General features: G+C 70.9%; 15 protein-coding genes. 3 read left to right on the top strand and 12 right to left on the bottom strand.

The annotated features are described in order from the left end of the window. Positions 1–24 precede the first annotated feature (24 nt). Entirely contained in the window at positions 25–1,503 is a 1,479-nt protein-coding gene (locus tag AC13HU_RS05540) for an MFS transporter (RefSeq protein WP_483040598.1), read from the bottom strand. Between the two features lie 116 nt (positions 1,504–1,619). Between AC13HU_RS05540 and AC13HU_RS05535 the strand changes: the two genes are divergently transcribed. Then, positions 1,620–2,306: a TetR/AcrR family transcriptional regulator C-terminal domain-containing protein gene (locus AC13HU_RS05535; RefSeq protein ID WP_483040597.1), complete on the top strand. Its 687-nt coding sequence runs from the start codon at positions 1,620–1,622 to the stop codon at positions 2,304–2,306. A gap of 19 nt (positions 2,307–2,325) precedes the next feature. On the opposite strand, the gene AC13HU_RS05530 is transcribed toward AC13HU_RS05535, so the two are convergent. From AC13HU_RS05530 to AC13HU_RS05480, 11 genes are all read right to left on the bottom strand, one after another. Next, positions 2,326–3,258, bottom strand: a complete 933-nt coding sequence (locus AC13HU_RS05530) for an alpha/beta hydrolase (RefSeq protein ID WP_483040596.1) — start codon at positions 3,256–3,258, stop codon at positions 2,326–2,328. A gap of 132 nt (positions 3,259–3,390) precedes the next feature. Then, the gene (locus AC13HU_RS05525; protein WP_483040595.1) at positions 3,391–4,497 is read right to left on the bottom strand and encodes an SDR family oxidoreductase; all 1,107 of its coding nucleotides are present in this window, start codon (positions 4,495–4,497) and stop codon (positions 3,391–3,393) included. 8 nt (positions 4,498–4,505) lie between these two features. Further along, positions 4,506–10,748, bottom strand: coding sequence for a sulfolipid-1 biosynthesis phthioceranic/hydroxyphthioceranic acid synthase (pks2, locus tag AC13HU_RS05520; RefSeq protein ID WP_483040594.1), 6,243 nt, complete (start codon positions 10,746–10,748; stop codon positions 4,506–4,508). Between the two features lie 116 nt (positions 10,749–10,864). Beyond that, positions 10,865–11,446 (bottom strand): 4'-phosphopantetheinyl transferase superfamily protein, encoded by a 582-nt coding sequence (locus tag AC13HU_RS05515; protein WP_483040593.1) that lies wholly within the window; start codon positions 11,444–11,446, stop codon positions 10,865–10,867. Positions 11,447–11,455: 9 nt separating this feature from the next. After that, on the bottom strand, positions 11,456–11,710 hold the full coding sequence (locus AC13HU_RS05510) for an acyl carrier protein (protein WP_483040592.1): 255 nt from the start codon (positions 11,708–11,710) through the stop codon (positions 11,456–11,458). Then, positions 11,703–12,569: an alpha/beta fold hydrolase gene (locus AC13HU_RS05505; protein ID WP_483040591.1), complete on the bottom strand. Its 867-nt coding sequence runs from the start codon at positions 12,567–12,569 to the stop codon at positions 11,703–11,705. Before AC13HU_RS05505 ends, AC13HU_RS05510 begins: the two co-directional genes overlap by 8 nt. Positions 12,570–12,574: 5 nt before the next feature. Continuing rightward, entirely contained in the window at positions 12,575–13,558 is a 984-nt protein-coding gene (locus tag AC13HU_RS05500; RefSeq protein WP_483040590.1) for an NAD(P)H-dependent flavin oxidoreductase, read from the bottom strand. Further along, on the bottom strand, positions 13,558–14,385 hold the full coding sequence (locus tag AC13HU_RS05495) for a class-II aminoacyl-tRNA synthetase family protein (protein ID WP_483040589.1): 828 nt from the start codon (positions 14,383–14,385) through the stop codon (positions 13,558–13,560). Before AC13HU_RS05495 ends, AC13HU_RS05500 begins: the two co-directional genes overlap by 1 nt. Then, positions 14,385–14,630 carry an acyl carrier protein gene (locus tag AC13HU_RS05490; protein WP_483040588.1) on the bottom strand — a complete coding sequence of 82 codons (246 nt, stop codon included), beginning with the start codon at positions 14,628–14,630 and terminating at the stop codon, positions 14,385–14,387. Before AC13HU_RS05490 ends, AC13HU_RS05495 begins: the two co-directional genes overlap by 1 nt. Then, complete coding sequence (locus AC13HU_RS05485) at positions 14,627–15,508, bottom strand: diiron oxygenase (RefSeq protein ID WP_483040587.1); 882 nt, start codon at positions 15,506–15,508, stop codon at positions 14,627–14,629. The genes AC13HU_RS05490 and AC13HU_RS05485 overlap by 4 nt, the downstream gene beginning before the upstream one ends. A gap of 14 nt (positions 15,509–15,522) precedes the next feature. Beyond that, positions 15,523–16,473: a hypothetical protein gene (locus tag AC13HU_RS05480; RefSeq protein ID WP_483040586.1), complete on the bottom strand. Its 951-nt coding sequence runs from the start codon at positions 16,471–16,473 to the stop codon at positions 15,523–15,525. A gap of 654 nt (positions 16,474–17,127) precedes the next feature. Here AC13HU_RS05480 and AC13HU_RS05475 point away from each other — a divergent pair. Both AC13HU_RS05475 and AC13HU_RS05470 read left to right on the top strand, forming a co-directional pair. Continuing rightward, positions 17,128–20,814 carry a type I polyketide synthase gene (locus tag AC13HU_RS05475; protein ID WP_483040585.1) on the top strand — a complete coding sequence of 1,229 codons (3,687 nt, stop codon included), beginning with the start codon at positions 17,128–17,130 and terminating at the stop codon, positions 20,812–20,814. A 20-nt stretch (positions 20,815–20,834) separates the two neighbouring features. Then, the coding region (locus tag AC13HU_RS05470) for a non-ribosomal peptide synthetase (RefSeq protein ID WP_483040584.1) at positions 20,835–24,211 on the top strand (3,377 nt) is incomplete at its 3' end.

Below are 24,211 nucleotides of genomic sequence, written 5' to 3'. Positions count from 1 at the left end.
GCGAGGGGGCGGCCGGCGCCCCGGTCAGGGCCGCATGCTGGCCGGCTCGCCCGCGAGGTCCTGCGACTTCTCCCCGGCCGACGGCACAGGGGCCGGCAGCGCCAGCGAGACCAGCGCGGCGACGAGCATGAGTCCCGCGTTCACCAGGAACGCGACGCGGTAGCCGTGGACGAGCGCGGCGAAGTGACCGTTGCCGTGGCTCGCGTGCGAGGTCACGCTGGAGGCGATGGTCACCAGCACCGCGAGGCCGACGGCTCCGCCGATCTGACGGGACGTGTTAAGCAGCCCGGAGGCGGCACCGGCGTTCTTGGGGTCCACCCCGGAGGTGCCGCTGATGGTGACGGCGAGCAGCATGATGCTGACGCCGAACCCGCCGACCAGGTTCGGGATGAGAATGTGCGTCAGGTAGGCGGAGTGGGTGGGGATGGTGACGAGCCAGGCGATCCCGGCGCTGGCGATGAGCCCGCCGGCCACCAGCATGGGTCGCGGGCCGACCACCGGGACGAGTTGGCGGGAGGTGAGGCCGCCGATGATGAAGACGACAGTGACGGGCAGGATGGCCATGCCGGTGCGCAGCGCGCTGTAGCCGAGAACCTGCTGGCAGTACAGCGAGATGAAGAAGAACAGCGCGGTCAGCGTCACGCCCACGCAGAACATCAGCACGTTCGCGATCCGCATGGACCGCGGTCGGAGCAGGCCGTTCGGGATGAGCGGGTGCGGGCTCCTGGCTTCGACCACCAGAAAGGCGACGAGGAACACCGCGGCCGCGATCAGCGGCACCACCACGACCGGTGAGCCCCAGCCCTTGGCGGACGCCTCCGAGAGCCCGTAGGTGAGCGCCCCGATCCCGAGGGTGACGCAGAGGGCGCCGGGCAGGTCAAGCGGGGTCCGCTCGGTGCCGACCGCGGGCAGTAGGAACAGCACCCCGGTGACCAGCAGGGCGATGCCGGGCGGCACGTTGACGAACAGGACCCAGCGCCAGCTCAGCTCGGCGGTGAGCACTCCGCCGAGGACCACGCCGGCCAGACCGGCGATGCCGCCCATCATGCTCCACAGCGACAGGGCACGCTCGCGCTCGTGCTCGTCGGTGTGGCTGGCGGTGATGAGGCTCAGGCTGGCGGGGGTCAGCGCGGCACCGCCGATGCCCTGGGCGATCCGGGCGATGATCAGGACGAGCGGTCCGGACGCCAGGCCACCGACGAGGCTGGCGGCGGTGAAGAGGGCTGCTCCGAACAGGAACACCCATTTGTGCCCGAAGAGGTCGCCGGCTCGGGCCGCCAGCAGCAGGAGGCCACCCAGGGTGATCAGGTAGCCGCTGACGACCCACTGCTGCTGGTCGGTCGTCAGGTCCAGTCCGGTCTTCATGTCCGGCAGGGCCACGGTGACGATGGTGGCGTCCAGCACCACCATGAACAGGGCGAGGCAGGACATGGCCACGACGACGCCGAGCGGCAGGTTCGGCCGGAGAACAGGTGGTGGGGACGCGACTCGGGTCTCGGACATGGAGCCTCCTCATCAGTGGCCGACCGCGAGTGAGCACCGCGCATGTGAACGCCGTTCACGGTGAACGTCGTTCACGTTACAATGTCGTCCAGAGGGTGTCAATCAAGGGAGAATCAATGCCACTGCGCAAAGCCGACGTGGTCGACGAGGCGCTGCGCTTCCTTGACTCCGAGGGCCTGGACCAGCTCACGATGCGCAAGCTCGGCGCCGCGCTCAACGTGCACGGTGGCGCTCTCTACCGGCACTACCCGAACAAGGAGGCCCTGCTCGACGCGGTGGCCGACAAGATCGTCGAGGGCATCGGCGCCCCGCTGCCCGACGTGCCCTGGACCGAGCGGATCCAGATCCTCGCCAACCGGCTCCGCGCGGCCCTGCTCAGCCGTCGGGACGGCGCCCGGGTGGTGGCCGGCACCTTCGCGCCCGGGGCCAACACCATCAGGGGCACGGACGCGGCCATCCAGGTGCTCTGCGCGGCCGGCCTGCCCCCCGCCCAGGCGGGTTGGGTCAGCTTCGCCCTCTTCTACTACGTCCTCGGCCATGCCATCGAGGAGCAGGCCCAGCTGCAGCTGCCGTCCGACTACGACTGGCGGATCCGCAACGAGCGGCACCACGTCGAGGTGTCACCGCAGTACGCGGCAGCACTCGACTCGCTGACGGACACGGAGCCGGCGGAGCGGTTCGGCTACGGGCTGAACGTCTTCATCGAGGGGCTCCGACAGTTGCAGGCAGTCCGGCCGCCGCGGGAGGAGGCCACCCACCGCGCCGCCACCCAGCAGTCGGCCGGGCCGGGGCAGCGGGCCTGAGCCCTGGTGCCGGGTCCACTCACTCCTGCGGCCCCAGCAGCGCGTCCACTTCCCGGATCACCCGCTGGGCGCAGGCGGCCGCCGCCGGCACAATACCCTGCATCAGGAAGTAGCCGTGGGCCAGCCCCTCCCCCGGCACGTGGCGCACGGTGACTCCCGCGGCGTCCATCCGCGCCGCCAGCTCCACCCCCTCGTCACGCAGCGGGTCGTACTCGGCGGTGGCGACGACCGTCGGCGGCAAGTCCCCGAAGTCCGCCTTCAGCAGGTCGACGGCGGGGTCGGCGCGCTGCCGCGGGTCGGGGACGTACTGCTCGTAGTTCCAGGCCATGTCCTCGACGCTCAGCAGGTACCCCTTGGCGCACTCGCTGGCCGACGCCATGATCAGGCTCGGGTCCACCGGCGGGTAGATCAGCAGCTGCGCGGCGAAGCGGATGTCGCGCGCCCCGAGGGCAACCCCCAGGGCCAGGCTGGCGCCGGCACTGTCACCCGCGATCATGTGCGAACGGCCGGGGAAGGACCGGGCCGTCCACCGGGCCGCGGCGGTCGCGTCGTGCAGGGGCGCGGGATGGCTGAACTCCGGCGCCAGCCGGTAGTCGGCCGCCACCACGACCGCGCCCAGGGACGCCGCCAGCGTCCGGCAGACCCAGTCGTGGCTGTCGAGGTCGCCCATCACCCATCCCCCGCCGTGCAGATAGGTGATCACCCGCTGCTCCGCCGACTCCAGGGCCGGGGTGTAGACCCGAATCGGGAGCGCCGCCCCGTCCGGGCCGTCGATCAGCCGGTCGGCCGAGGTCACCGCCGGACCGGAACCGTCCCGGTCACGGAGCGGGCCGACCGCGTTGGCCCGGTACCGCTCGCGGGACTGTTCGACGGTCAGTTCGCGGTCCGGAGTCGGCGGGCCGTCGGCGCTCTGCCAGGCGATCAGGTGCCGGAGCAGGCGGTCCAGGGGCATCGCAACTCTCCTACGTGGTCGGTCGGGGCGAAAGTACGCACGCGCGGGATCTGCTCCCGGTCACGGCGAGCAATGGCTCGGCCCCGGTCCACCGAACTGGACCGGGGCTGACGTCGTGAACGGGCCACAGCGCTAGCGTGGCAGCGGCGCGAACCTGCTGAACCCGTGGGCGACCAGCCGGTCGAAGAAGCCCTGGTCGAGCGGGGCTGGCTCCCCGAACGAGCGCCGGATGGTCTGGTAAGTGTGGTCGCTGCGGACCGGTGGCATCGGGTAGTCGGGCTCCAGGCCCAGCATCCGGCGACCGATCTGGCCCATGTGGATCAGCGGAGCGACGTCGCGGTCGTCACGGCGCTGCTGCGCCAGCTCCCACCACTTCTCGGGTGATACCTCCTCCAGTTGATATCCGGCCCGGCGAAGGGCGTCGAAAGCGTGCATGAGCGAGACGAGCTGTGGCTTGATCATGTGGTATGCCTGGCCACCCGGCTGACCGACGGACAGGCGCGTGATGTGCTGGGCGACGAGGTCGACTGCCTCGCCGGGCACCGCCTCGGCACGGTCCGGCGCGTAGCCGATCGCGACGACCGCGCGCAGCACCGGCATGAGCAGGTCGGAGGCGGAGGTGTCGCCGGTCAGCGAGTGGCCTGTGACCAGCCCGGGGCGGTAGACGGTGCCGACGACGCCGCTGTCGGCGGCCCTGGCCACCGCCCGTTCGGCGGCGACCTTGGAGCGCGGGTAGCCGAGTTCGCCCGCGGTCTCCATGGTCGGCGGCGTCGCCTCGTCCGCCACGGCGATCCCGGCCCTGATCGCGTCGAGGAAGACCGCCAGTGTGGAGACATAGTGGAAGGCGACCGGGGCGTGCGACCGTTCGGCTACGGCGGTGGCCAGCCCGATCAGCTCCCTCGTGCCGCCGACGTTGGCTGGCGCCAGTTGCTGGTAAGCCGCGGTGAGGTGGACCGACGCGGCGCAGTGGAAGATCTGGGTGACCTGTTCGGCCATGGCGTTCCAGACCGGTGGGGCCAGGCCGAGCCGGGGCGACTCGAGGTTCGCCGGCACGGCGACGAGCCGTGCAGGGTCGTCCGAGCCGACCTCCGCCATCCGGTCCCGCAGCCGCACGTCGGCGGCCGCCTGGTCCTTCGCCCGGACCAGGCAGTAAACGACGGGGTGCTGCTGTTCGAGCAGGGCCGCGGCCAGATGGCCGCCGAGTGATCCGGTCGCACCGGACAGAACGATCGCGGTCATGCCATCCCTTACCTGCCGATGAGGTCCGCCAGGTGCTGAGCCAGCGCCTGGGCCGAGTTGTTGTCGGCTACCGCCTTGGGGGCGATACGCATTCCGAGGTTCGTTTCGATGCGGGTGCGCAGTTCCAGATTGCCGAGCGAGTCCAGGCCGTAGTCGTTGAAGGGCCGGCTGGGGTCGACGGTGCCGCGGACGATCGCCGCAGCCTCGCCGGCAACGAACCGGCGCAGCCAGCCGACCCGCTCCTCCGCGGGCAGCGCCTCGAACTCCACCCGCAACTCCGACGCCTGCGGGTGGTCGCCCCTGTCGTCCTGGAACGCCGCCGCGAACACGCTGCGCTTGGCAAGCGCGGTCAGCCACGGTGCCCGGGAGAGCGGCAGGTATCCGGTGTAGGTGCGGGTGTGGCGCAGCAGGGCGTCGAAGGCGTGGACACCCTCTTCGGGGGTGATCATCGCGGTGTCGCCCGCCTCGGACAGGACGGCGCCCCGTCCGATCTCGCCCCAGGCGCCCCACGCGATCGTGGTGGCCGGCAGCCCCTTCGCGTGCCGCCAAGCCGCGAAGCCGTCGAGCCAGCTGTTCGCGGCGGCGTAGGCGCCCTGCCCGGGTGAACCGAGCAGCGCGGCCGCCGACGAGAAGCCGCAGAACCAGTCGAGGTCGTCCTCAGCGGTGGCCTGGTGGAGATACCAAGCGCCGTAGGTCTTGGACGCCCAGTCGCGGTCGATCAGCTCGCGGGTGATGCTTGGCAGGGTCGCGTCCTCCACCACGGCCGCGGCGTGCAGGACACCGCGCAGCCGAAGCCCAGTGGTCCTGGCCGCGGCTGCCAGCCGTTCGGCGGTCTCCGGGGTTGAGATGTCCCCGCACTCGACGTGCACGTCGGTGCCCGCGTCGCGCATCGCCTGGATCTCGCGGGTCGCCGACTCGCTCGGCGCGGACCGGGAGTTCAGCACGATCCGGCCGCAGCCGGCCGAAGCCAGATGGCGGGCCAGCCGCAGTCCCAGGCCGCCCAGGCCGCCGGTGATGACGTAGGCGCCGTCACCGCGGAAGACCGGCACCCGGTCGGGCGAGACCACGACCGCCGTGCCCGCCTCCACCCTGGTGATGAGCACGAGCTTGCCCATGTGCTGGGCCGACGCCATGGTGCGGATCGCGGTCGCCGCCTCGGACAGCGGGAACGATGTCGTCATCGGGGCTGCTAGCTCGCCGGCCGCCATGCGGTCGGAGATCTCCCGCAGCAGGCGGCCCAGCCTGGCCGGGTCGGCCGCAGCCATCAGTTCGAGGTCTACGCTGTAGAAGGCCAGGTTGCGGCGGAACGGCGCCAGGCCCAGCTTCCCGTCGCGGTAGATGTCGCGCTTGCCGATCTCGACGAAGCGCCCACCGAAGGACAGCAGGTCCAGGCTCACTCGCTGCGCGGCGCCGGTGAGGGAGTTCAGGACGACATCGACGCCGGCCCCGCCGGTGTCCTCGCGGATGCGGTCGGCGAACTCCAGGCTGCGGGAGTCGTAGACGTGCTCGATCCCCTGCTCGCGAAGCCACTCCCGGCGCACCTCGCTGCCGGCCGTCGCGTAGATCTCCGCCCCGACGTGCCGGGCCACCGCGATCGCCGCCTGCCCCGTTCCGCCCGTCGCCGAGTGGATCAGCACTCGCTCCCCCGAGCGCAGCCGGGACAGGTCCATCAGCCCGTACCAGACGGTGGCGTACACCGCCGGGACGGCGGCGGCCTGCTCGATGCTCAGCCCGTCCGGCAGCCGCGCCGCCAGCGCCGAGTCAATCGTGGTGTGGCTGGCCCAGGCCCCTTCGGTGGCGGCGCCGGTCATCACCCGGTCGCCGACCTTGAACTCCGTCACCCCGTCGCCGACCCGGACGACGGTGCCCGCGCAGTCGACGCCGAGCGCCGGCGTCACACCCTCGAAAGCGAAGTAGTTGCCGTGGGCGAACAGGACGTCGTGGAAGTTGATGCTCGCGGCGGCGATCCCGATCTCGATCTGGCCGGCAGCGGGTTCGCGGCGCGGCACCACGGTCAGTTCCAGCGTGTCCAGGTCACCGGGCTGCCGGATCTCCATCCGCACCGCGTCGGCCGGGCCGCCGGCGGTGGCCGGGTGGCGCTCGTCCGCGGCGAGCGGCGCGTGCTGGAGCCGCGCGGTGTACCAGGACCCGCCGCGCCAGGCGGTCTCGTCGTCCGCGGTGTCCGAGGTGAGCTCCGCGGCCAGGTTCTTCGCCGCCGGGCCGTCCTCGGAGTCGGTGTCGATGTCGACCTGGGTGACCCGCAGGTCGGGGAACTCCGCGCCGATCACCCGAAGCAGTCCGCGGACGCCGGCGTGTTCGAGGTTGACCACGTCGCCGGGCAGCACCCGCTGCGCGCTCTGGGTGATCGCGTACAGCCGGGGCGGGCCGCCGTCGGCGCCCACAAGTTCCTGCGCGATCTCGACGACCGACGCCACGAGGTCACGGCCGCGCGCGAGGGTGTCCGCGCCGGCGGGCCCTGCCGGCTGCGAGCAGAGCAGGACGACGCCGTGCCAGGGCGTGTCGGAGCGGGTGACCTTACTGCCGGGCTCCGGCCACGGCCGGATCTCACACTGTCCGCCCTGTTCGCGCAGCGCCTCGGCGAGCTCGTCCGGCGCGGGCACCGACCGGGGCGAGGCCAGGATCAGCCACGGCTCGGCAACGGGCCTCCCGGTGAGCTCGAGCGGCTCCTGCTGCTGCCAGTCGATGGTGAGCAGCCGCTCGTTGAGCACCTGGTCGGCGTTGTCCTCGTCGCTGGCGCGGGTGCCCATGACCAGGCCGTCGACGGTCATCAGGACCGCGCCGTACTTGTCGGTCAACTGGAGGTCGGCAACCACCCGGTTGCCGTCGGAGGAGCGCAGCCGTACGAAGCAGTAGCCGGCGCCACCGACCGACGACCACACCTGGAGCCGCCGCACCTCCAGCGGAAGCAGCAGGCCGCCCTCGCCACCGCCCGCGACGGCGGGCAGCGCGGCGACGCCCTGGAAGCAGGCGTCCAGCAGCGCGGGATGGACGGCGAAGCCGTCGTTGCCGCTGCGCAACTGCGAGGGGAGCGTCATCTCGACCAGTACGGTCTGGCCGCCGTCCGCGGTCGTGCGCTGGTGTGCCGCCGCGGCCCCCTGGAACGCCGATCCGTACTGGATCCCGCGGTCGGCCAGGGTGCCGCGCAGGTCGTCGCCCGAGATCCGCTCGGTGTGCTCCTCAACGAGCTGGTCGATGTCCAGCGGGACGGGCTCGTTCTGGTCGGCCGGCGCGGGGCGCAGGGTGGCGGAGGCGAGCCGTGCCCGCTCGTCGTTCTCGGTGGTGGCCGCCTCCCAGCGGGCCTGCCCAGGGATCTCCACCGCCGCCGACGTGGTCAGCTCCGTGTGGCCGCTGAGCAGCAGCATGCGCTCGAACTTCAGGTCGTGCACCTCGGCGCCGGGCCCGAAGATCTCGGCGGCGGCGCTTAGCGCGGACTCGCAGTGCCCCGCTCCCGGATAGGCCGCGACGTCCCGTACCCGGTGGTCGATCAGCCAGGGCAGCAGCGCGGTACCGACGTCCGACTGCCAGGCGTGGCGCTCCTCCTCGTCGTCGAGGCGGACGTGCACGCCGAGCAGCGGGTGGATCTTGACCGTGTGAGCGGGCCGCGACTGGCCGGACCGGATCAGCAGGTGCTGCCGGGTCCAGGTGGGCAGAGGGGCGTCGACCAGCTCGCCGTCGGGGTACCGGGTGGTGAAGTCGACGCCGCCGCCCGCCGCGTGTACCTCGACAAGGCTGTTCAGCAGGCCGTGCGGGGTGTCCTGGGCGCGGCGCATGCTCGCGATGGCGGCCGCGGGCAGGCTCGCCGACCGGGCGCACTGGTCCACCGCCCGGGTCAGCAGCGGGTGCGGGGAGAGCTCCAGGAACACGCGGTGGCCGTCGTCGAGCGCGGCTGTCACCGCCGTGCTGAAGCGAACGGGCCGGCGGAGGTTGTCGACCCAGTAGGCGGCGTCGAAGGAGGGCCGGACCCGCGGGTCGTCCATGGCCGTCCCGTAGATCGGCACCGTCCCGGTGGTCGGAGTCAGGTCGTCGAGCACCTCGGCGAGCTCACCCAGGATCGGGTCGACCTGCGGGGAGTGCGAGGCGACGTCGACGGCCACCTCGCGGGCCAGCACTCCGCGGCACTCCCACTCCGCGACCAGTTCGCGGACCCGCTCGGTGGCCCCGCCGATCACAGTCGACTCCGGTGAGGCGATGACCGACACGACGACGTCGTCGATGGTTGCCAGCTCCTGCTCGACGCGCGCCGCGGACAGCTCGATCGAGGCCATCGCGCCCGCGCCGGCGAGGCGGGCGCATAGCCGGGAGCGGCGGCAGATCACCTTGACGCCGTCGTCGAGAGAGAGGGCTCCGGCGACGACGGCGGCGGCGACCTCGCCGAGCGAGTGCCCGATGACCGCGCCCGGCTGGACGCCGGCGGCCCGCCAGGCCGCCGCGAGGCCCACCTGCATGGCGAACAGCGTCGGCTGCACGCGGTCGATGCCTGTGACAGTCTCCGGCGAGGTCATCGCCGCGGTCACCGAGAAGCCCGACTCCCGCTGGACAAGCGGCTCGACCTGCGCGACCACGGCGGCGAACTCCGGCTCGGTCGCAAGCAGCGAGGCGCCCATGCCGGCCCACTGGGAACCCTGCCCGGAGAACAGCCAGACCGGTCCGCGCGAGTCGTCGCCGGCCACCGGTGCGGGGGGCCGCTCGGCGACCTGGTCGCCGATGCCGCGCAGGCCGGCGATCAGCTCGGTCCGGTCTGCGGCGATCACCGCCGTACGCACGGCGCGGTGCTCGCGGCACCGGGAGAGGGTGTATCCGAGGTCGGGCGCCGTGACCTCGTCGTGGGCGCTGAGCCAGTCCGCGATGCGCGTGGCGGTCGGCGCGAGCTCCTCCACGGAGGTGGCCGACAGCGGGAAGAGGAGCCGCTGCGCGCCACGCTCGGGGGCCGGCTTGTCAACGGCCGGCGCCTCCTCGAGGATCGTGTGCGCGTTCGTGCCGGTCATGCCGAAGGCGGAGACCGCGGCGCGCCGCGGTCTCCGCTCGTCCGGCCAGGGCTGCATCCCGTCGGGCACGAACAACTGGGTGGGCAGCGAGCTGATCTCCTTGTTCAGCTCGTTCAGGTGCAGCGTTCCCGGCACGACACCGTGCTGGAGGGCCAGGACCGCGGTGATGAGGCCCGCCGCGCCCGCTGCGGACTCGGTGTGGCCGATGTTCGACTTGACCGAGCTGACGGCGCACTCGCTGTCGCGCCCGTACACCGCGGCCAGCGCCCGGAACTCGATGGGGTCGCCGATCGGGGTCCCGGTGCCGTGCGCCTGCACCAGCCCGATCGTGTCCGGCTCGGTGCCCGCGTCGGCGAGGGCGCTCTTGTGCACCGCCACCTGGGCGGACTCCGACGGCATCGTGATCGTCTCGGTCCTGCCGTCCTGGTTGGACGCGACGCCCTTGATCACCGCGAGGATGCGGTCACCGTCGGCCAGCGCGTCCGAGGCGCGCTTGAGGAGCACTATGCCGCAACCCTCGGACCGGACGAAGCCGTCCGCCCCCTGGTCGAACGGGCGGCACCGGCCTGTGGGCGAGAGCATCCCCAGACCCGAGGAGGACACCGTCGCATCCGGCACCAGCATGATCATGCAGCCGCCGGCCAGCGCCATGTCGCTCTCGCCGCTGCGGATACTCTGGACCGCCAGGTTCACTGACGCCAGGCCCGAGGAGCAGGCGGTGTCGATGCTCAGGGCCGGGCCGGTCAGGCCCAGTGCGAAGGCGATCCGGCCCGAGCCCATGCTCGGGGCCGAGCCGGTGAAGCCGTACGGGTGGATCTTCTCCTGTTCCTGCGGGCCGTGACAGACGAGCGCGTAGTCGATGTGCGCCATCCCGACGAACACCCCAGTGCGGGTGCCCGCCAGGGCGGACGGCTGCATCCCGGCGTGTTCGACCGCCTCCCAGGCGGTCTCCAGCAGAACGCGGTGCTGCGGGTCGGTCGACAGCGCCTCGCGCTCGCTGAGCTTGAAGAACTTCGCGTCGAAGCCTGCGACGTCGGTCAGGAAGCCGCCCCAGCGGGACACGGTCCGGCCGGGCAGCCCCTTCTCGGGGTCGTAGTACTCGTCCGCGTCCCATCGATCCGCGGGGATCTCCGTGATCGCGTCGCCGCCGCGCTCGATCAGATCCCACAATGTCTCCGGGGAATCGACTCCACCTGGAAATCGGCACCCGATGCCAATGACCGCGATGTCCCTAGGATCCGACACGACGACTCCTTTTTACAGAACTGACCGTATTTGGCGATCCGACGAGATGTTCTATCCAGCCTGTTAAATTTCGTAATGCGCAGAATTCATCGGTGACACTGATCAAGGTGTCGTCATCAGGGGCCGCACGAACGCGTGCGAAGGGCCATGGCGAGTGAGATGTCCGCCCTGGAACGGACCCAGACCGGCACTCGCGCCCCCCGGTAGGACGCTTCCAGTGCCTTGCCTTCACGGCTGAGCCCGATGCGCCAGAACAGCAGGTCGTCCTTGGTGTCCGGGCCATACAGCACTTTGAAGGCCGCCTCCTTGGCGGCGAACAGGTCCCGGGGGGTGAACCCCGTCCCCGGCGCGAGCCGTGCGCTGCGCTCCGACTCGCGAAGGACGACCCGGGCGAGGCGGGAGCTGATGACCGCGTCCTCGATGTCGACGCCGACCCCGGCGGCGCCGGGGACCACCAGTGCGACGGCCAGCCGTTCGGTGTGCGAAATGGAACCGGCGAAGCCCCGCGGAAATCGCGGCCGTCCGTCGGCACAGCGTGGCACGACCGAGGTGGCGGCGCCGGCCGCGGCCAGGGCCGCCGACGCCGCCCGGCGGCCGGCCGCGGACTCCTGGACCGGACCGTACGGCGGCCGCACCGGACGCCACGCGATCCGGACGTCCGCCGCCACACCGGCGGGAAGCGGCAGGTCGACGGCCACGGTGCACCCTCAGACCCGAAGCGCCAGCACATGGTCCGCGAGTGAGTCGACCGAGCGCAGGACCTCGGGGCGGACGTCGTCGTCCCACTCGAAGCCGAAGGCGTCCTCCATGGCCACCAGCAGGCTCACCAGGGCGTTGGACGACACCCCCGCCTGACGCAGTGACGCCGAGTCGGGGACGGCGCTGAGGAACCCGGCATCGGTGAACAGACCGTGCAGCAGTTCCCAGATGCGCAGCCGTACCTCCGATTCCTGGTCAGGCATGCGATTCCACTTCCTCGATGAACTTGTGCACGAGGACCTGGAAGTACTCGGCGTCGTCCACGTACGGCACGTGGCCGGCCCTCGGCATGATCTCGTGCCGGCCGTTGGGGAACTGCTCGGCCAGTTCCCTGGCGCCCGTCGCGCTCAGCAGGAAGTCGTCGTCGCCGACCACGACCAGCGTCGGCGCCTGGATCCCGGCCAGCATCTCCGGCTTGTGCTCGTCCTTCATCGCTTGGGTGAGCCCGTTGACCAGGTCCTCGACGGTGGACAGGGCCGAGAACGCCTCCCGGAAGGCCAGGTAGCCTGGAGCCCCGAGGAACTCGTTCATCTCGGCGCTGAAGACCTCCGGGTACATGTGCTCGTAGAGCCCCGGGATGCCGCGGGTCTCCAGCGTACGGAGCCACGCGCGCTGCACCTGCCGCTGGCGCCGCATCCCCTTGGGGCCGAAGACGGGCCCCGTCAGCACCATGCCCCGGATGCGGTCCGGGTGCTTTATCGCCATCTCCCGGGCCAGCACGGTGGACGTCGACACCCCGATGAGATACGTCGACTCGATCTCCAGCGCGTCGAGCAGGCCGATCAGGTCGTCCATGTGCTCGTCCCAGGTCGGCTCCTCGGCGATATGCGAGGACGCCCCGTGGTTGCACAGGTCGTAGCTGATCAGGCGGTAGTCCTTCGCCAACTCCTCGCTGAACACCCGCCATGACGGGCTGGTCAGGAAGAACGGGTTGACCATGGTGATCGGTGTGCCCTCGCCGCGGGACTCGTAGTAGAGCTCGACCCCCTCACGCGTGGGGATCCGAGGCGTGTCCTCGCGGTAGGTGAGGTCCATGCGGGACAGGTTCTCGTAGCCTGGCATCGGTTCTATCCTTTCCCTGCTCCGGGGGCCTCGGCGCCCAGGAAGCCGCGTGCGAATTGGGCGACGATGTCGGCCGCCGGGAGTTCGTGCGAGATGGCACCGCAGGACAGACCGCAGTACATCGCCATCTCCTCGATGCGGCCGCTGGTGGTGATGGTCGGTGCTGCAGCGCTGTACCGCGGCACCACGTACGGTTTCCCCTCGACCACGGTGCGGCCGATGAAGGTCTTGGGCTGGTCCGGGTCGCGGGTGGCGGCCGTCGTGAGGACGCGGTGCCGTCGGCCCGGCCACCCGATCTCGTACACGTCGCTGATGACCGTGTCGGCCTCGCCGGAGGTGCGGACGGCGTTCTTGAAGTACGGGTGGGCCATCGACTCGCGAGCGACCACGAAGGCGGTGCCGAGCAGGACGCCGTCGGCTCCGGCGGCGATCGCTTGGGCCGCCAGCTCCGGCGAGCCGATGCCGCCCGCCGCGACGAGGCAGACGTCGGGCAGCGCGGCCCGCAGTTCGGCAACCAGGTCGTCGCGGTACCGCGTACCGAGCAGGTGGCCGCCCGCCTCGATACCCTGTGCCACCACGATCGCGCCCCGCTCGGCGGCGTGCACACCGTCCTGGAAGGTGCCGACCTGGACGACGAGCCGCCGGCCCGCGCCGGTGATCCGGTCGAGCACGGCGTCGTCGGCCATGCCGAACAGCGAGAGGTACACGTGTTGCGGTGTCTGGTCCAGTACCTGCGCGACCTGTCGGGCCAGCTCGTCCGGCCCGACGACCTCCGGGATCAGGTTCACGCCGACGGGGCGGTCGGTTCCCGCGACCAGCCGCTTGAGCATGGCCACCAGCGCGTCGTCGACAAGCTTGTAGCCGCCCACGCAGCCGCCCGCGCCGGCCTCGGACACCGCGCACGCCAGATCCGGGCCCGCGACGCCACCCATTCCGGACTGCAGCAGGCTCACCCGGACACCCAGCACCTCTGCCAACGTGGCACGCATCAGCCCAGGTTCTCCACTGCGGAGAGCGCGGCGGCGCTGTCGCCGAAGCGCCGGGTCAGGGTGTGCACCCAGCGCTCCAGGCCGAAGGCGAGGCAACTGGTGTGTGCCGTGTCGCCGTCGGCATGGATGGAGCACCGCTCGCCGAAGAAGTTCCGGTGGTAGTTGACCGAGCCGATCGCCAGGCCGTTGACGACGAACTCCTCTTTCACCGGGAACAGCCGCTGCATCTTGGCCTTGCCGCTGTTCTTGTCGAAGAACGGGTCGGTCGCGACCTCAATCTGCACGTCGAGCCCGAGCTGGGAGCAGAGCGTCAGCACGGTCTCCTTGGCCCGTAGGAGATGCTGCTTGGCACCGTGCTCCGGGCCGATGAAGACGATCTCCCGCATCGAGAAGCCCAGCAGCCGCTGCAGGCCGTCGTAGTGGTCCTCGTTGCGGAAGCAGGTGGCGAGCGTGGTCCGCGTGATCCCGCTGTCGGGCAGCGTCGAGTCGGCCAGGTCGAGGTAGACGGCATAGCAGGCCGCCGACGGCAGCGCGAAGGCGGTCGGCTCCATGGACTCGGGCGGGACGCTGTCCAGCGGCCGCTGCGCCTCGGTCAGCAGCTTGCCGAGGCGGTGCGGGTCAAGCCTGGTCGCGGCCAGCCCGAGGTGCGGGAAGTTGTCGAAGTAGTCGAAGGTGTCCAGGTCCTTGCACCTGATCAGGAACGGGAACCGGAACTCCGGGGCCTGCCAGCCCTCGGCGAAGCGCTGGAACACCGAGTCGAGCGCCCGCAGCAAACGCAGTTGGCCACCGTCGAGAACGCTCAGACCGTTGTCGTTCGCAGTGCTCATCACGCCGCCTTCTGCTTGAAGAATCGCGCTTCGATCGCGTTGAGGGTGCGGAAATCGTCCAGGTCCAGGTCTTCGGGGTCGATCGCCTCGCCGGTCAGCTCCTCCAGTAGGAAGATGAACTCGACGAAGGCCAGCGAGTTGATGGCCCGACTGTCAATCAGGTCGAGGTCACCGGCCAGCTGGTCGAGCCCGGGGTTGCGTTCCAAGATGAACTCCCTGACGGCTTGCATGGATTCGGCCGTCACTTGGCGCGCTCCCCGACTCCCACACCCGACTTCTCGAGGAACCGCCGGGTCCGCTTCAGGACTTGGTCGTGCGCCGCCTTCCTGACAGGGTGCTCCAAGGCGCGCCGCCGCAGGTTCAGCACGTCGGGTATGCCCGCGTCGCGGTAGGCGGCGGGGTTGTAGAGCGTGGCGATGCTGTACTGCAGGTACTTTTCGAGGTATTCGGCGATCTGCGGAATCTCGGCGGGGTCTCGCCGGGTCACCTGGTCAAGGAGGTTGACGAAGATCATCCGGCCGAACGCGACATGCCGGCTTTCGTCCTGGTGGTGCACCCGGTTGACCTCACGGGCGATGTGCGGGAGCGTCTGATCGGTCGCCATGTACGCGTTGTAGTGGTCGACGATCTCCTCGAAGATCAGGACGCGCGCGAACACGATCAACTCGCGTGCCAGCGGCGAGAGGTGGCCGACTGAGTCGGCCTGCAGCTTCGGCTGGGCCGAATACAGCTTGCCGCCGTAGCGCAGGCAGAACTGGGCGAAGAACCACATGTGCTCGTTCTCTTCGCCGATGAAGTGGTGCAAGAACTCCGAGACGCCCGCGTAGGCGCGCTCGTGAATGCGCATGACAACTTCGCTCAGCAGTTCACGGATGCCGTGGATGTTGAGGCTGAAGAAGTTGATCGCCTCGTACCTGGTCAGGGCGAGTTGCTGCTCGCGGGTCAGCTCGTCCCACATCTCCGTGCCGGCCAGGGTGGTCAGGCTCTCACTCATCCACGGCTTGTCGGCCTCGATGGTGTCGGGCCAGTCGAAGGCCGTGTACGGGTTGTAGTAACCGGTCTCCGCCATCTGCTCCAGTCGGTCCAGGTCCAGCACGACCGGCTCTATCTCGTGTACAGCCATGTGCAATCGTCTCCTCAAGGCGCCGATCGGATATCCGCACGCACGTGGACCGGTGTCCGCGAACCGCACTCGTGGTAACCCAGAGCGGCGTTGCCGGAAGCGGTGGACGGAATGACTTTGTTGTATATCGATCCCAGGCACAGCTCCTGGAAGTCACCAGTGCTCGCGGAGAGCCGCGCGGCGAGCTGGGCCTTGGCGATGTCGATGGTCTTGAGCCCACCGTCGTCGTCCTCGACCTCGACGCAGGCGTGCGGCAGGTCCAGGGCGCCGCCGACCACGCCGCAGAACCAGCCCCGCTTCGCCTCGGCCCGGTACCCTGCGTCCCGGAAGCGCTCCGCCAGCAGAAGGCTGGCCGCGATGCAGCTCGTCGCGCCCAGCTCATGCACCAGCGCGTAGTCGGCCTGCATGGGTACGGGGATCATCTGCCAGCGGTACCCGGCGGCCAGATACTCGCGGGTCAACTCCCGCAGCGCCGGGGAGATCACCGGAGTACGCACGCCGGTCGTGCCCACCGTGGCCGTGTACTGCGCCGCCTTCGCACCGGGCACCGGCTCCGACACATCGGCGAGGGTCCCACCGAAGCGGGCGATGTCCGGCGCCTCCAGCCGCCACGGGGCCTCCCCAGCGCAGTCGGGGCACTCCAGCCGGACCCGGAAATCCCAGATCTTCGTGCGCAGCAGGTCGTCCACCGGCCGGCTCGCGAACCGGAAGAGCATGCGGAACGCGAGTTCCGGCTGGGTCTTCGAGGTGTTCGAGTACATGCCGAGGTTGTAGAGGTCGTTCGGGTCGAAGTGGCGGATGCCGGATCGCTCCTCGAACGGCAGGCCGGCCGCGACGAGCCGGTCGACCTCGGCCGACCCGCAACGCAGCATCTCCCGTGCCACCGATTCCGGCCGGTTCTTTTCGGAGTATGCGGCGGGAATGAATTCGATAGAATCCGCGACCCTTTCCCAGGGCGTATCCACCACTACAGGTTGGCCCGACACAGTCCATCTCCCGAGGCAGGATCGGCACGCAATCGTCAACGAACTCCGCCCACGCTACAAGTAAATGGCGCGCCATGGCAGATTAATATCACACAATCCCCCGTGCATTCCTCATCCAGCGATCGGACGTGACTGATCTCCCCACCGGACCCTCAACGGCGGCGAGGTGATCAGTAGAAAGCATGTCAGTTCGGCGGCCGCCGGGCGGACACGCCGACAACCGGCACTGCTACCTGAACGACAACGGAGTCCGCCGCGCTCAGCTCGTCGCATTGTTCGACCATCGGATTCCGGAGCTCCTTCACAAGCGGAAGTACCAGTGATACACGGCTTCGACCTCGGCCGCCAGAGCGCCCAAGAGAAAAGCAGGATGGGGTAGGAGAAATTCGCTTCAACTCGTACGCCCACCAGCTGTCCGACCCGGAAAGCGCCCGTCACCACGTCCGTGCTACCCGACCCCTGGCATCCAATCAACCCCTATCACACCCTTAGTCGATACGGTTAGGGGTGCAGGTAGGGGTAGCCGCTGGTTATCAGCGGGACGGCTGCGCAGTAGGGTCTACCGGGAATTAGTTTGAGGTAAAAATTACCCGTTCCCGGGCACACGAATTGCTTGAGGGAGCCGTCCAACCTATGGCTGATCAAGAAAAGCTGCGTCAGTACCTGAAGAAGGCCGCCAGCGAACTGCAGTGTACCGCCCGGAGACTGCAGGAGGTCGAACTCAGGGATTCCGAGCCCGTCGCGATCGTCGGTATGGGCTGCCGGTTTCCCCCCGACCTGCGTTCCGCGGCGGATCTGTGGCGGTTCGTGGCGCACGAGGGCGACGGCATCTCGCCGTTTCCCGACGACCGGGGGTGGGGCGCCGTCCGTCTGCCCGGCGACAGCGCCGACGCGATACCGGAACCGGCGGCGCGCCAGGGCGGCTTCGTCGCCGGGGCTGACCGGTTCGACGCCGGGTTCTTCGGAATCGGCGACGCCGAAGCGCTGGCGATGGACCCGCAGCAGCGGCTGCTGCTGGAGACCGCGTGGGAAGCGGCCGAGCACGCCGGCCTGGATCCGGCCGGCCTGCGCGGAAGTCAGACGGGCGTCTACGCCGGCGTGTCCTACTGCCGCTATGCCGCCCAGCCGGGGACGGCGCTCCCCGCGGGCGTCGAAGAGCAGCTGATCGTCGGCGGCGCGCCGAGCACGACGTCGGGCCGGGTCTCCTACGTCATGGGGCTGCGCGGGCCGGCCATCAGCCTGGACACGGCCTGCTCGTCCTCGCTGGTGGCCATCCACCTGGCCTGCCAGGGGCTGCGGCGCGGCGACTGCGAGCTCGCGCTGGCCGGCGGTGTCACGATCATGGCCACCCCCGATGTCATCGTCGAGTTCGGCCGGCGCGGCGCCCTCGCCAGGGACGGCAGGTGCAAGCCCTTCTCGGACGCCGCGGACGGCATGGGGTTCGGCGAGGGAGCCGGGCTGCTGGTGCTGGAGCGCCTGTCCGTGGCGCTGCGCAACGGCCACTCGGTGCTCGCGGTGATCCGCGGTTCCGCGGTCAACCAGGACGGCGCGACGAACGGACTGACGTCGCCCAGCCGCGCGGCGCAGGAGGCCGTCATCCGCCAGGCGCTGGCGAACGCCGGGCTCACTCCCGACCAGGTCGACGCAGTGGAGGGGCACGGCACCGGCACGGCGCTGGGTGACTCGATCGAGGCCGAGGCCGTCATCGCCACCTACGGCGAGACCCGGCCGGCCGGCCGGCCGCTGCGGCTGAGTTCGGTCAAGTCGAACATCGGCCACACTCAGACCGCGTCCGGGGTGGCGAGCGTGATCAAGACGGTCATGTCCCTGCGTGCGCGGATGCATCCGCGGACCCTGAACATCGACCGGCCGTCCAGCTACGTCGACTGGTCCGGCGGGACCGTTGTGCTGGCCACCGAGTCGGTTCCGTGGCCGGCCGACGGCCGTCCCCGGCGAGCCGGCGTGTCCTCCTTCGGTATCAGCGGCACCAACGCGCACCTGATCCTGGAAGAGGCCACCGCCGAGGCGGCGGACGGCGGGTCCGTCCCGGCGCCCGGTGGCGCCGAGGTCGCCACGCCCTGGGTGCTGTCGGCGAAGACCGGGCCGGCGCTGCGCGTCATGGCCGCGCAACTCGGCGGCTTCCTCGCCGCGCAACCGGCCACCACCGCGCAAGTCGGGGTCTCGCTCGCCCGCACGAGGGCGGGCTTCAGGCATCGGGCGGTCAGCGTGGGTGCCTCCACCGGGGAGCACCTCGCCGCGCTCGCGGCTCTGGCCCGCGGCGAGGACGCGCCCGGCCTGATCACCGGCACGCCCGCAGCCGCGAGAACAGCCGTGCTATTCACCGGCGGGGAGCCGCGCGCCGGTGACCCGGCCCGCGGGCTGGCGGAGCGCTTCCCCGCCTTCGCCGAGGCGTACGACGCGGCCCGCACACATCTGGAGGCCCACCTCGACCTGCCGACGGCCTCATACCCGCTTGCCGCCGTGTTCGCCGGCCAGGTGGCGCTGTACCGGCTGATGACATCGTGCGCGGTGGCACCGGATCTCGTGGGCGGCTCGGGGATCGGCGAGATCACCGCGGCTCACGCTGCCGGCATCCTGTCGCTGGCCGACGCGGCGGCACTCGCGGCGGCTGCCGCGCGTGCCGCGGCGGCCGAGAGCCGCGGGGACGGGAACGGCCTGCGGGCCACCGCCGAGCGCATCAGCTACGCGAAGCCGCGCGTCCCGATCGTCACCCCCGGCCCCGGCGACCCGGCGCACCCGGACCACTGGGCGGCGGGCGACTTCCTGCGGTCCGGCACCGGCGACGTCCCGTCCCGTGCCCGGTCGCAGGGGGCGACAGTCTGCCTGGAACTGGACCCCGCTGCGATCGTCACCGCGGACGCCGTGCTCGCCCGCCTCGCGGCGGCGTACACCTGCGGGACGGCGGTCTCGTGGCAGGGCGCCTTCACCGGGACGGGCCCCGGGCACGTGCCCCTACCCGGTTACCCGTTCCAGGGCCGGCGGTACTGGCTGGACGCGCCGGCCACCCACAGCCACATCGGGAACGAGGTCGTCCGGGAGCCCGTGCACCCGCTGCTCGGCGGCCTGATCGACCTCGCCGACTCGTCCGAACGGCGCTTCGCCCGGACCCTCACGGCCCAGGAGCCCTGGTACGCCGCGCAGTATCGGCTGCGCGGCACGCCCGCCCTGCCGGCCGCCGCGGTCGCCGAATGGGCGCTGGCGGCCGCCCACCACGGAGCCCGCGGGGGTAGCGAGGGCGGCGGCGTCCGGACGATCGAGGACCTCGTCTTCGAAAGGCCGATGACTCTCCCCGGCACGCTCCCGCTGGCCGTCCAGACCGTGGCCGAAACCCGCGGTGCGGTCCGCCGGATCAGGGGGTTCGGCGCGGAACCCGGGGACGCCGGCCCCGGCTGGACCCTCCGGTTCACCGCCACGTGCACCACGCAGAGCCCGCCGGCCCCGCCCCGCGCGGGCCTCGACCGGTTGCGCGCCCGGATGACCGAGCGGGACCCGGAAGCGCTGTTCGCACGGCTCGGCGACGTAGGTATCGTCTGCGGGCCGGCCTTCCGACAGATCACCCGCGGCTGGTGGCGGGCCGACGACGAGGCATTGGTCCTCGTCGAGGCCGACCCGGCCGCCCCTGACTACGGCCACTACGCCCTGCACCCGGTGGTGCTGGAGGCGTGTTTCCTGTCCGCCGTGCCGCTCGTGTCCGGCACCGGTCTGTGGCTGCCGTCCGGCCTCGCCCGCCTCACCCGTCACCGAGAGCTGCCGCGGCGGCTGTGGTGCCACGTCCACCGCGGCGAGGGCGGCCTGGGCGGCCCGTTGGATCTGGAGGTGTTCTCCGACGCAGGCGAACCGCTTGTCTCGGTCGCGGGGCTCGCGTTCACCAGATCCGACCTGGCCGGGCAGGCGGCGACTCCCGCCGAGCCGGACACCGCCGAGCCGTGGGACGCCGACGAGTTGTCGCGACTCGCCGTCCAGGACCCGCAGACGGCCCGCAGGACGCTCACGGACCTGCTGTTCGGCCGGGTGACCGCTCTGGTCGAGGGGGCGGCGGATGACCCGCGGGGCCTGCGCGCCGGGTTCGCCTGCGCCCGGCTGGGTGATCTCGGTGTGGACTCGCTGCGAGCGATGCGGCTCAGAGAGCAGTTCCGCACGGGGCTCCGGGTGGACGTCCCGCCGCAGCGGCTTCTCGGCGACACCACCGTGACGGACATCGTCGACCTGGTGTGCCGGTCCCTCGCCGCCCGGAGCCTTGTCGTGACCGACGACGAGGTGCCCGAGGCCGCCGGGCTGATCGAAGAACTCATCCTGTAATGGCCAGGAAGGCAGGCACGATGACCACGGATCTCTTCGCCGAGCTGTACAGCCGCGGGGTCAGGATGCGGCTGGCCGAGGGCCGGCTCCACGTGACGGCCCCGCCCGGTGCCCTCACCTCTGAACTACGCGAGGAGATGAGGCTCCGTCGGGACGAGCTCGTCGAGATCGTCTCGCGCTCCGAGAGCTCGGACGGGCCGGCGAGCCTGACTCCCCGGCCCGAGGACCGGCACGAACCGTTCCCGCTGACCGACATTCAGCAGGCGTACTGGGTGGGCCGGACATCGGTGGTGGAGCTCGGCGGCAACTCGACCCACTGCTACCTGGAGTTCGACGCCGCGGACCTCGACGTGCCAAGGCTGAGCCGGAGCCTCGACCAGCTCGTCCAGCGCCACGACATGCTCCGGGCAGTCATCCGGCCCGACGGCCGCCAGCAGGTGCTGCCCGAGGTCCCGCCGTACGAGATCCAGGTCATGGACATGTCCGGCCTCGACCAGGCGGGGCAGGAGGCCGGGATCGCGCAGATCCGGGAGGAGCTGGCGCACCAGGTGCTGCCCGCCGATCGCTGGCCGCTGTTCGAGGTCCGCGCGACCCGGCTGGACGACCGGCAGTGGCGTCTGCACCTCAGCCTGGACATGTTGATCATGGACGGGTTCAGCTTCGGGATCTTCCAGAACGACTGGTTCCGCCTCTACAGCCGTCCGGACTCGCCGCCCGGGCCCCTCGACGTCACCTTCCGCGACTTCGTCCTCGCTGAGCAGCGGCAGCAGGGCAAACGGCGGTTCGAGGCTGACCGGACGTACTGGTCGGACCGGCTCGACAACCTGCCGCCCGCTCCGGACCTGCCACTGGCCGTCCAGCCCGGGCAGCTCTCTCGGCCGAAGTTCGCCCGGCACCACGTCCGACTGTCCGGCGACCGGTGGTCGGCCATCAAGGAGACCGCCCGCCGCCAGGGCCTCACCCCGTCCGCCGTGCTCATCGGCGCCTACGCCGACGTGCTCCGGCGCTGGTCGAAACGGCCCGAACTCACCCTCAACCTGACGCTGTTCAACCGGCCGCCGTTGCACCCGCAGATCGGCGATGTGATCGGCGACTTCACCTCGCTGGTACTGCTCGAGACGCGGCCCGAGGGGGGGGACTCCTTCGCCGCGCGGGCGAAGCGCCTGCACCACCAGCTCATGGACGATCTCGGGCACTCCAGCTACTCGGGGGTCCGCGTCCTACGGGAGCGGGCCCGGCGCCTGGGCGCCGGGCTGGGGGCGGCGATGCCGGTGGTGTTCACGAGCATGATCGGCTTCGACTCCGCGTCCAGCCTCACCGAGTCGGCCCAGATGTTCGGCGACATCGTCTACGGCGTCAGCCAGACGCCACAGGTCTGGCTGGACTACCAGGTGCTGGAGGACCGGGGCGACCTCCTGATCAACTGGGACTTCGTCGAACAGCTCTTTCCTGCCGGCATGATGGACGAGATGTTCGCCGCCCACCGCGCGTGTCTGGAGCGCCTCGGCGAGAGCGACGCGGCGTGGGACGAGCAGGAGCTCGTCACGCTGCCGGCCGCGCAGGCCGACGAGCGCCGCGAGACAAACGAGACCGGGGCCCCCATCCCGCAGCGAACGCTGTGCGATCTGGTCGAGGAACAGGCCGGGCGCACCCCGGACGCCGTGGCCGTGATCGCGGCCGACGGCGAGCACGGCTACCGCGAACTGATGCAGGACGCCTACCGGTTGGCCCACGTCCTCCAGTCGGCCGGCGCGACCCCGAACACCCTGGTCGGCGTGATCGCCGAGAAGGGGTACGAGCAGGTCGCGGCGACCCTCGGCATCTCCCGCTCCGGGGCCGCGTACCTGCCGATCGAGTCGCGCTGGCCGACTGCCCGGCGCGAGCAGCTCCTCCAGCAGGGCCGGGTCCAGGTGGTGGTCACGACACCGCGGCTGCGCGACGAATTCGACTGGCCGGAAGGCGTCCGGCTGGTGACCCTCGCCGACGCCGAGGTACGGTCCGCGCCGCCCACCCCGCCGCAGACCGGTCCGGAGCCCGACGACCTGGCGTACGTGATCTTCACCTCCGGGTCGACCGGCACGCCGAAGGGCGTCATGATCGACCACCGGGCCGCGGCCAACACGATCCAGGACCTCAACGACCGGTTCCACGTTACCCCGGACGACCGGGTACTGGCGCTGTCCGCCCTCAGCTTCGACCTGTCCGTGTACGACGTCTTCGGTCTCCTGGCGGCGGGCGGCGGTGTCGTCATGCCGGAGCCAGGCCGGTCGCAGGAGCCCCGGCACTGGAGCGAGTTGACGGACCGGCACCAGGTGACGATCTGGAACACCGTGCCGGCCCTCATGCAGGCGTGGATCGACGGGCACGACCCAGCCGGTCCGCCCCCCGGTCGCGGGCTGCGGTTGGTCATGATGAGCGGTGACACGATCCCGGTCGCGCTGCCGGACCGGATCCGCGCGGTGTACCCCGCCGCGAAGGTGATGAGCCTGGGCGGCGCCACCGAGGCGTCCATCTGGTCGATCCACTACCCGATCGGCACGGTGCCCCCGCAGTGGACGCGGATCCCGTACGGCAAGCCGCTCGCCAACCAGACCATGCACGTTTACGACCAGTGGCTGGAGCCGAGTCCGGTGTGGGCGACCGGTGAGATCTACATCGGCGGCAGCGGCGTGGCCCGCGGCTACTGGGCCGATCCGGACCGGACAGCCGGGCGGTTCATCGTTCACCCGCGGACCAAGGCCCGCCTCTACCGGACCGGTGACCTCGGCCGCTATCTGCCCGGCGGCGACATCGAGTTCCTCGGGCGCGAGGACTCGCAGATCAAGCTCAACGGCTACCGCATCGAGCTCGGCGAGATCGCGGCCCCGCTGCGGCGGCATCCCGGCGTCCGCGACGCACTGGTCGGCATGGACATCAATCCCAGGACTGGCAGCCGCCAACTGGTCGCCTACCTGGTGCCCGCGGAGGGGGAGACCGTCGCGGGGCGGACGCATCCCGACGCCGACGCGATGCGGGCCGCGCTCGAAGAGGTCCTTCCGGAGTACATGGTGCCCCGTCACTACCTGGTCATCCCTGAGGTGCCGCTGAGCGCGAACGGGAAGGTCGACGTGTCGGCACTGCCCGCCCCGCGGGAGCGGCAGGCTCCCGACCGGGCGTCCGCTCCGCAGGACGATCTGGAGCGGGCGCTGCTGCGGATCTGGCAGGAGGCCCTGGAACGCGACGACTTCGGGACGGAGGAGAACTTCTTCGAACTCGGCGGGGACTCCCTGCACGCGATCGGCATCCTGGAGCGGATCGGCAGGGAACTCGGCACGGCCGAGGGCCAGGACATCGATCTGCGCAAGCTCTTCGACAACCCCACGGTCGCCCGGCTGGCCACCGTGATACGGGCCGAGGG

This window comes from Streptomyces sp. NH27 (assembly GCF_056859195.1).
This window is presented reverse-complemented; position numbering and strand designations above follow the sequence as displayed.

What these genes read in the sequence shown, in the direction of transcription:
- AC13HU_RS05540 (WP_483040598.1), bottom strand. Translation starts at nt 1,503, where the DNA reads ATGTCCGAGACCCGAGTCGCGTCCCCACCACCTGTTCTCCGGCCGAAC.
- AC13HU_RS05535 (WP_483040597.1), top strand. Translation starts at nt 1,620, where the DNA reads ATGCCACTGCGCAAAGCCGACGTGGTCGACGAGGCGCTGCGCTTCCTT.
- AC13HU_RS05530 (WP_483040596.1), bottom strand. Translation starts at nt 3,258, where the DNA reads ATGCCCCTGGACCGCCTGCTCCGGCACCTGATCGCCTGGCAGAGCGCC.
- AC13HU_RS05525 (WP_483040595.1), bottom strand. Translation starts at nt 4,497, where the DNA reads ATGACCGCGATCGTTCTGTCCGGTGCGACCGGATCACTCGGCGGCCAT.
- AC13HU_RS05510 (WP_483040592.1), bottom strand. Translation starts at nt 11,710, where the DNA reads ATGCCTGACCAGGAATCGGAGGTACGGCTGCGCATCTGGGAACTGCTG.
- AC13HU_RS05505 (WP_483040591.1), bottom strand. Translation starts at nt 12,569, where the DNA reads ATGCCAGGCTACGAGAACCTGTCCCGCATGGACCTCACCTACCGCGAG.
- AC13HU_RS05500 (WP_483040590.1), bottom strand. Translation starts at nt 13,558, where the DNA reads ATGCGTGCCACGTTGGCAGAGGTGCTGGGTGTCCGGGTGAGCCTGCTG.
- AC13HU_RS05495 (WP_483040589.1), bottom strand. Translation starts at nt 14,385, where the DNA reads ATGAGCACTGCGAACGACAACGGTCTGAGCGTTCTCGACGGTGGCCAA.
- AC13HU_RS05485 (WP_483040587.1), bottom strand. Translation starts at nt 15,508, where the DNA reads ATGGCTGTACACGAGATAGAGCCGGTCGTGCTGGACCTGGACCGACTG.
- AC13HU_RS05475 (WP_483040585.1), top strand. Translation starts at nt 17,128, where the DNA reads ATGGCTGATCAAGAAAAGCTGCGTCAGTACCTGAAGAAGGCCGCCAGC.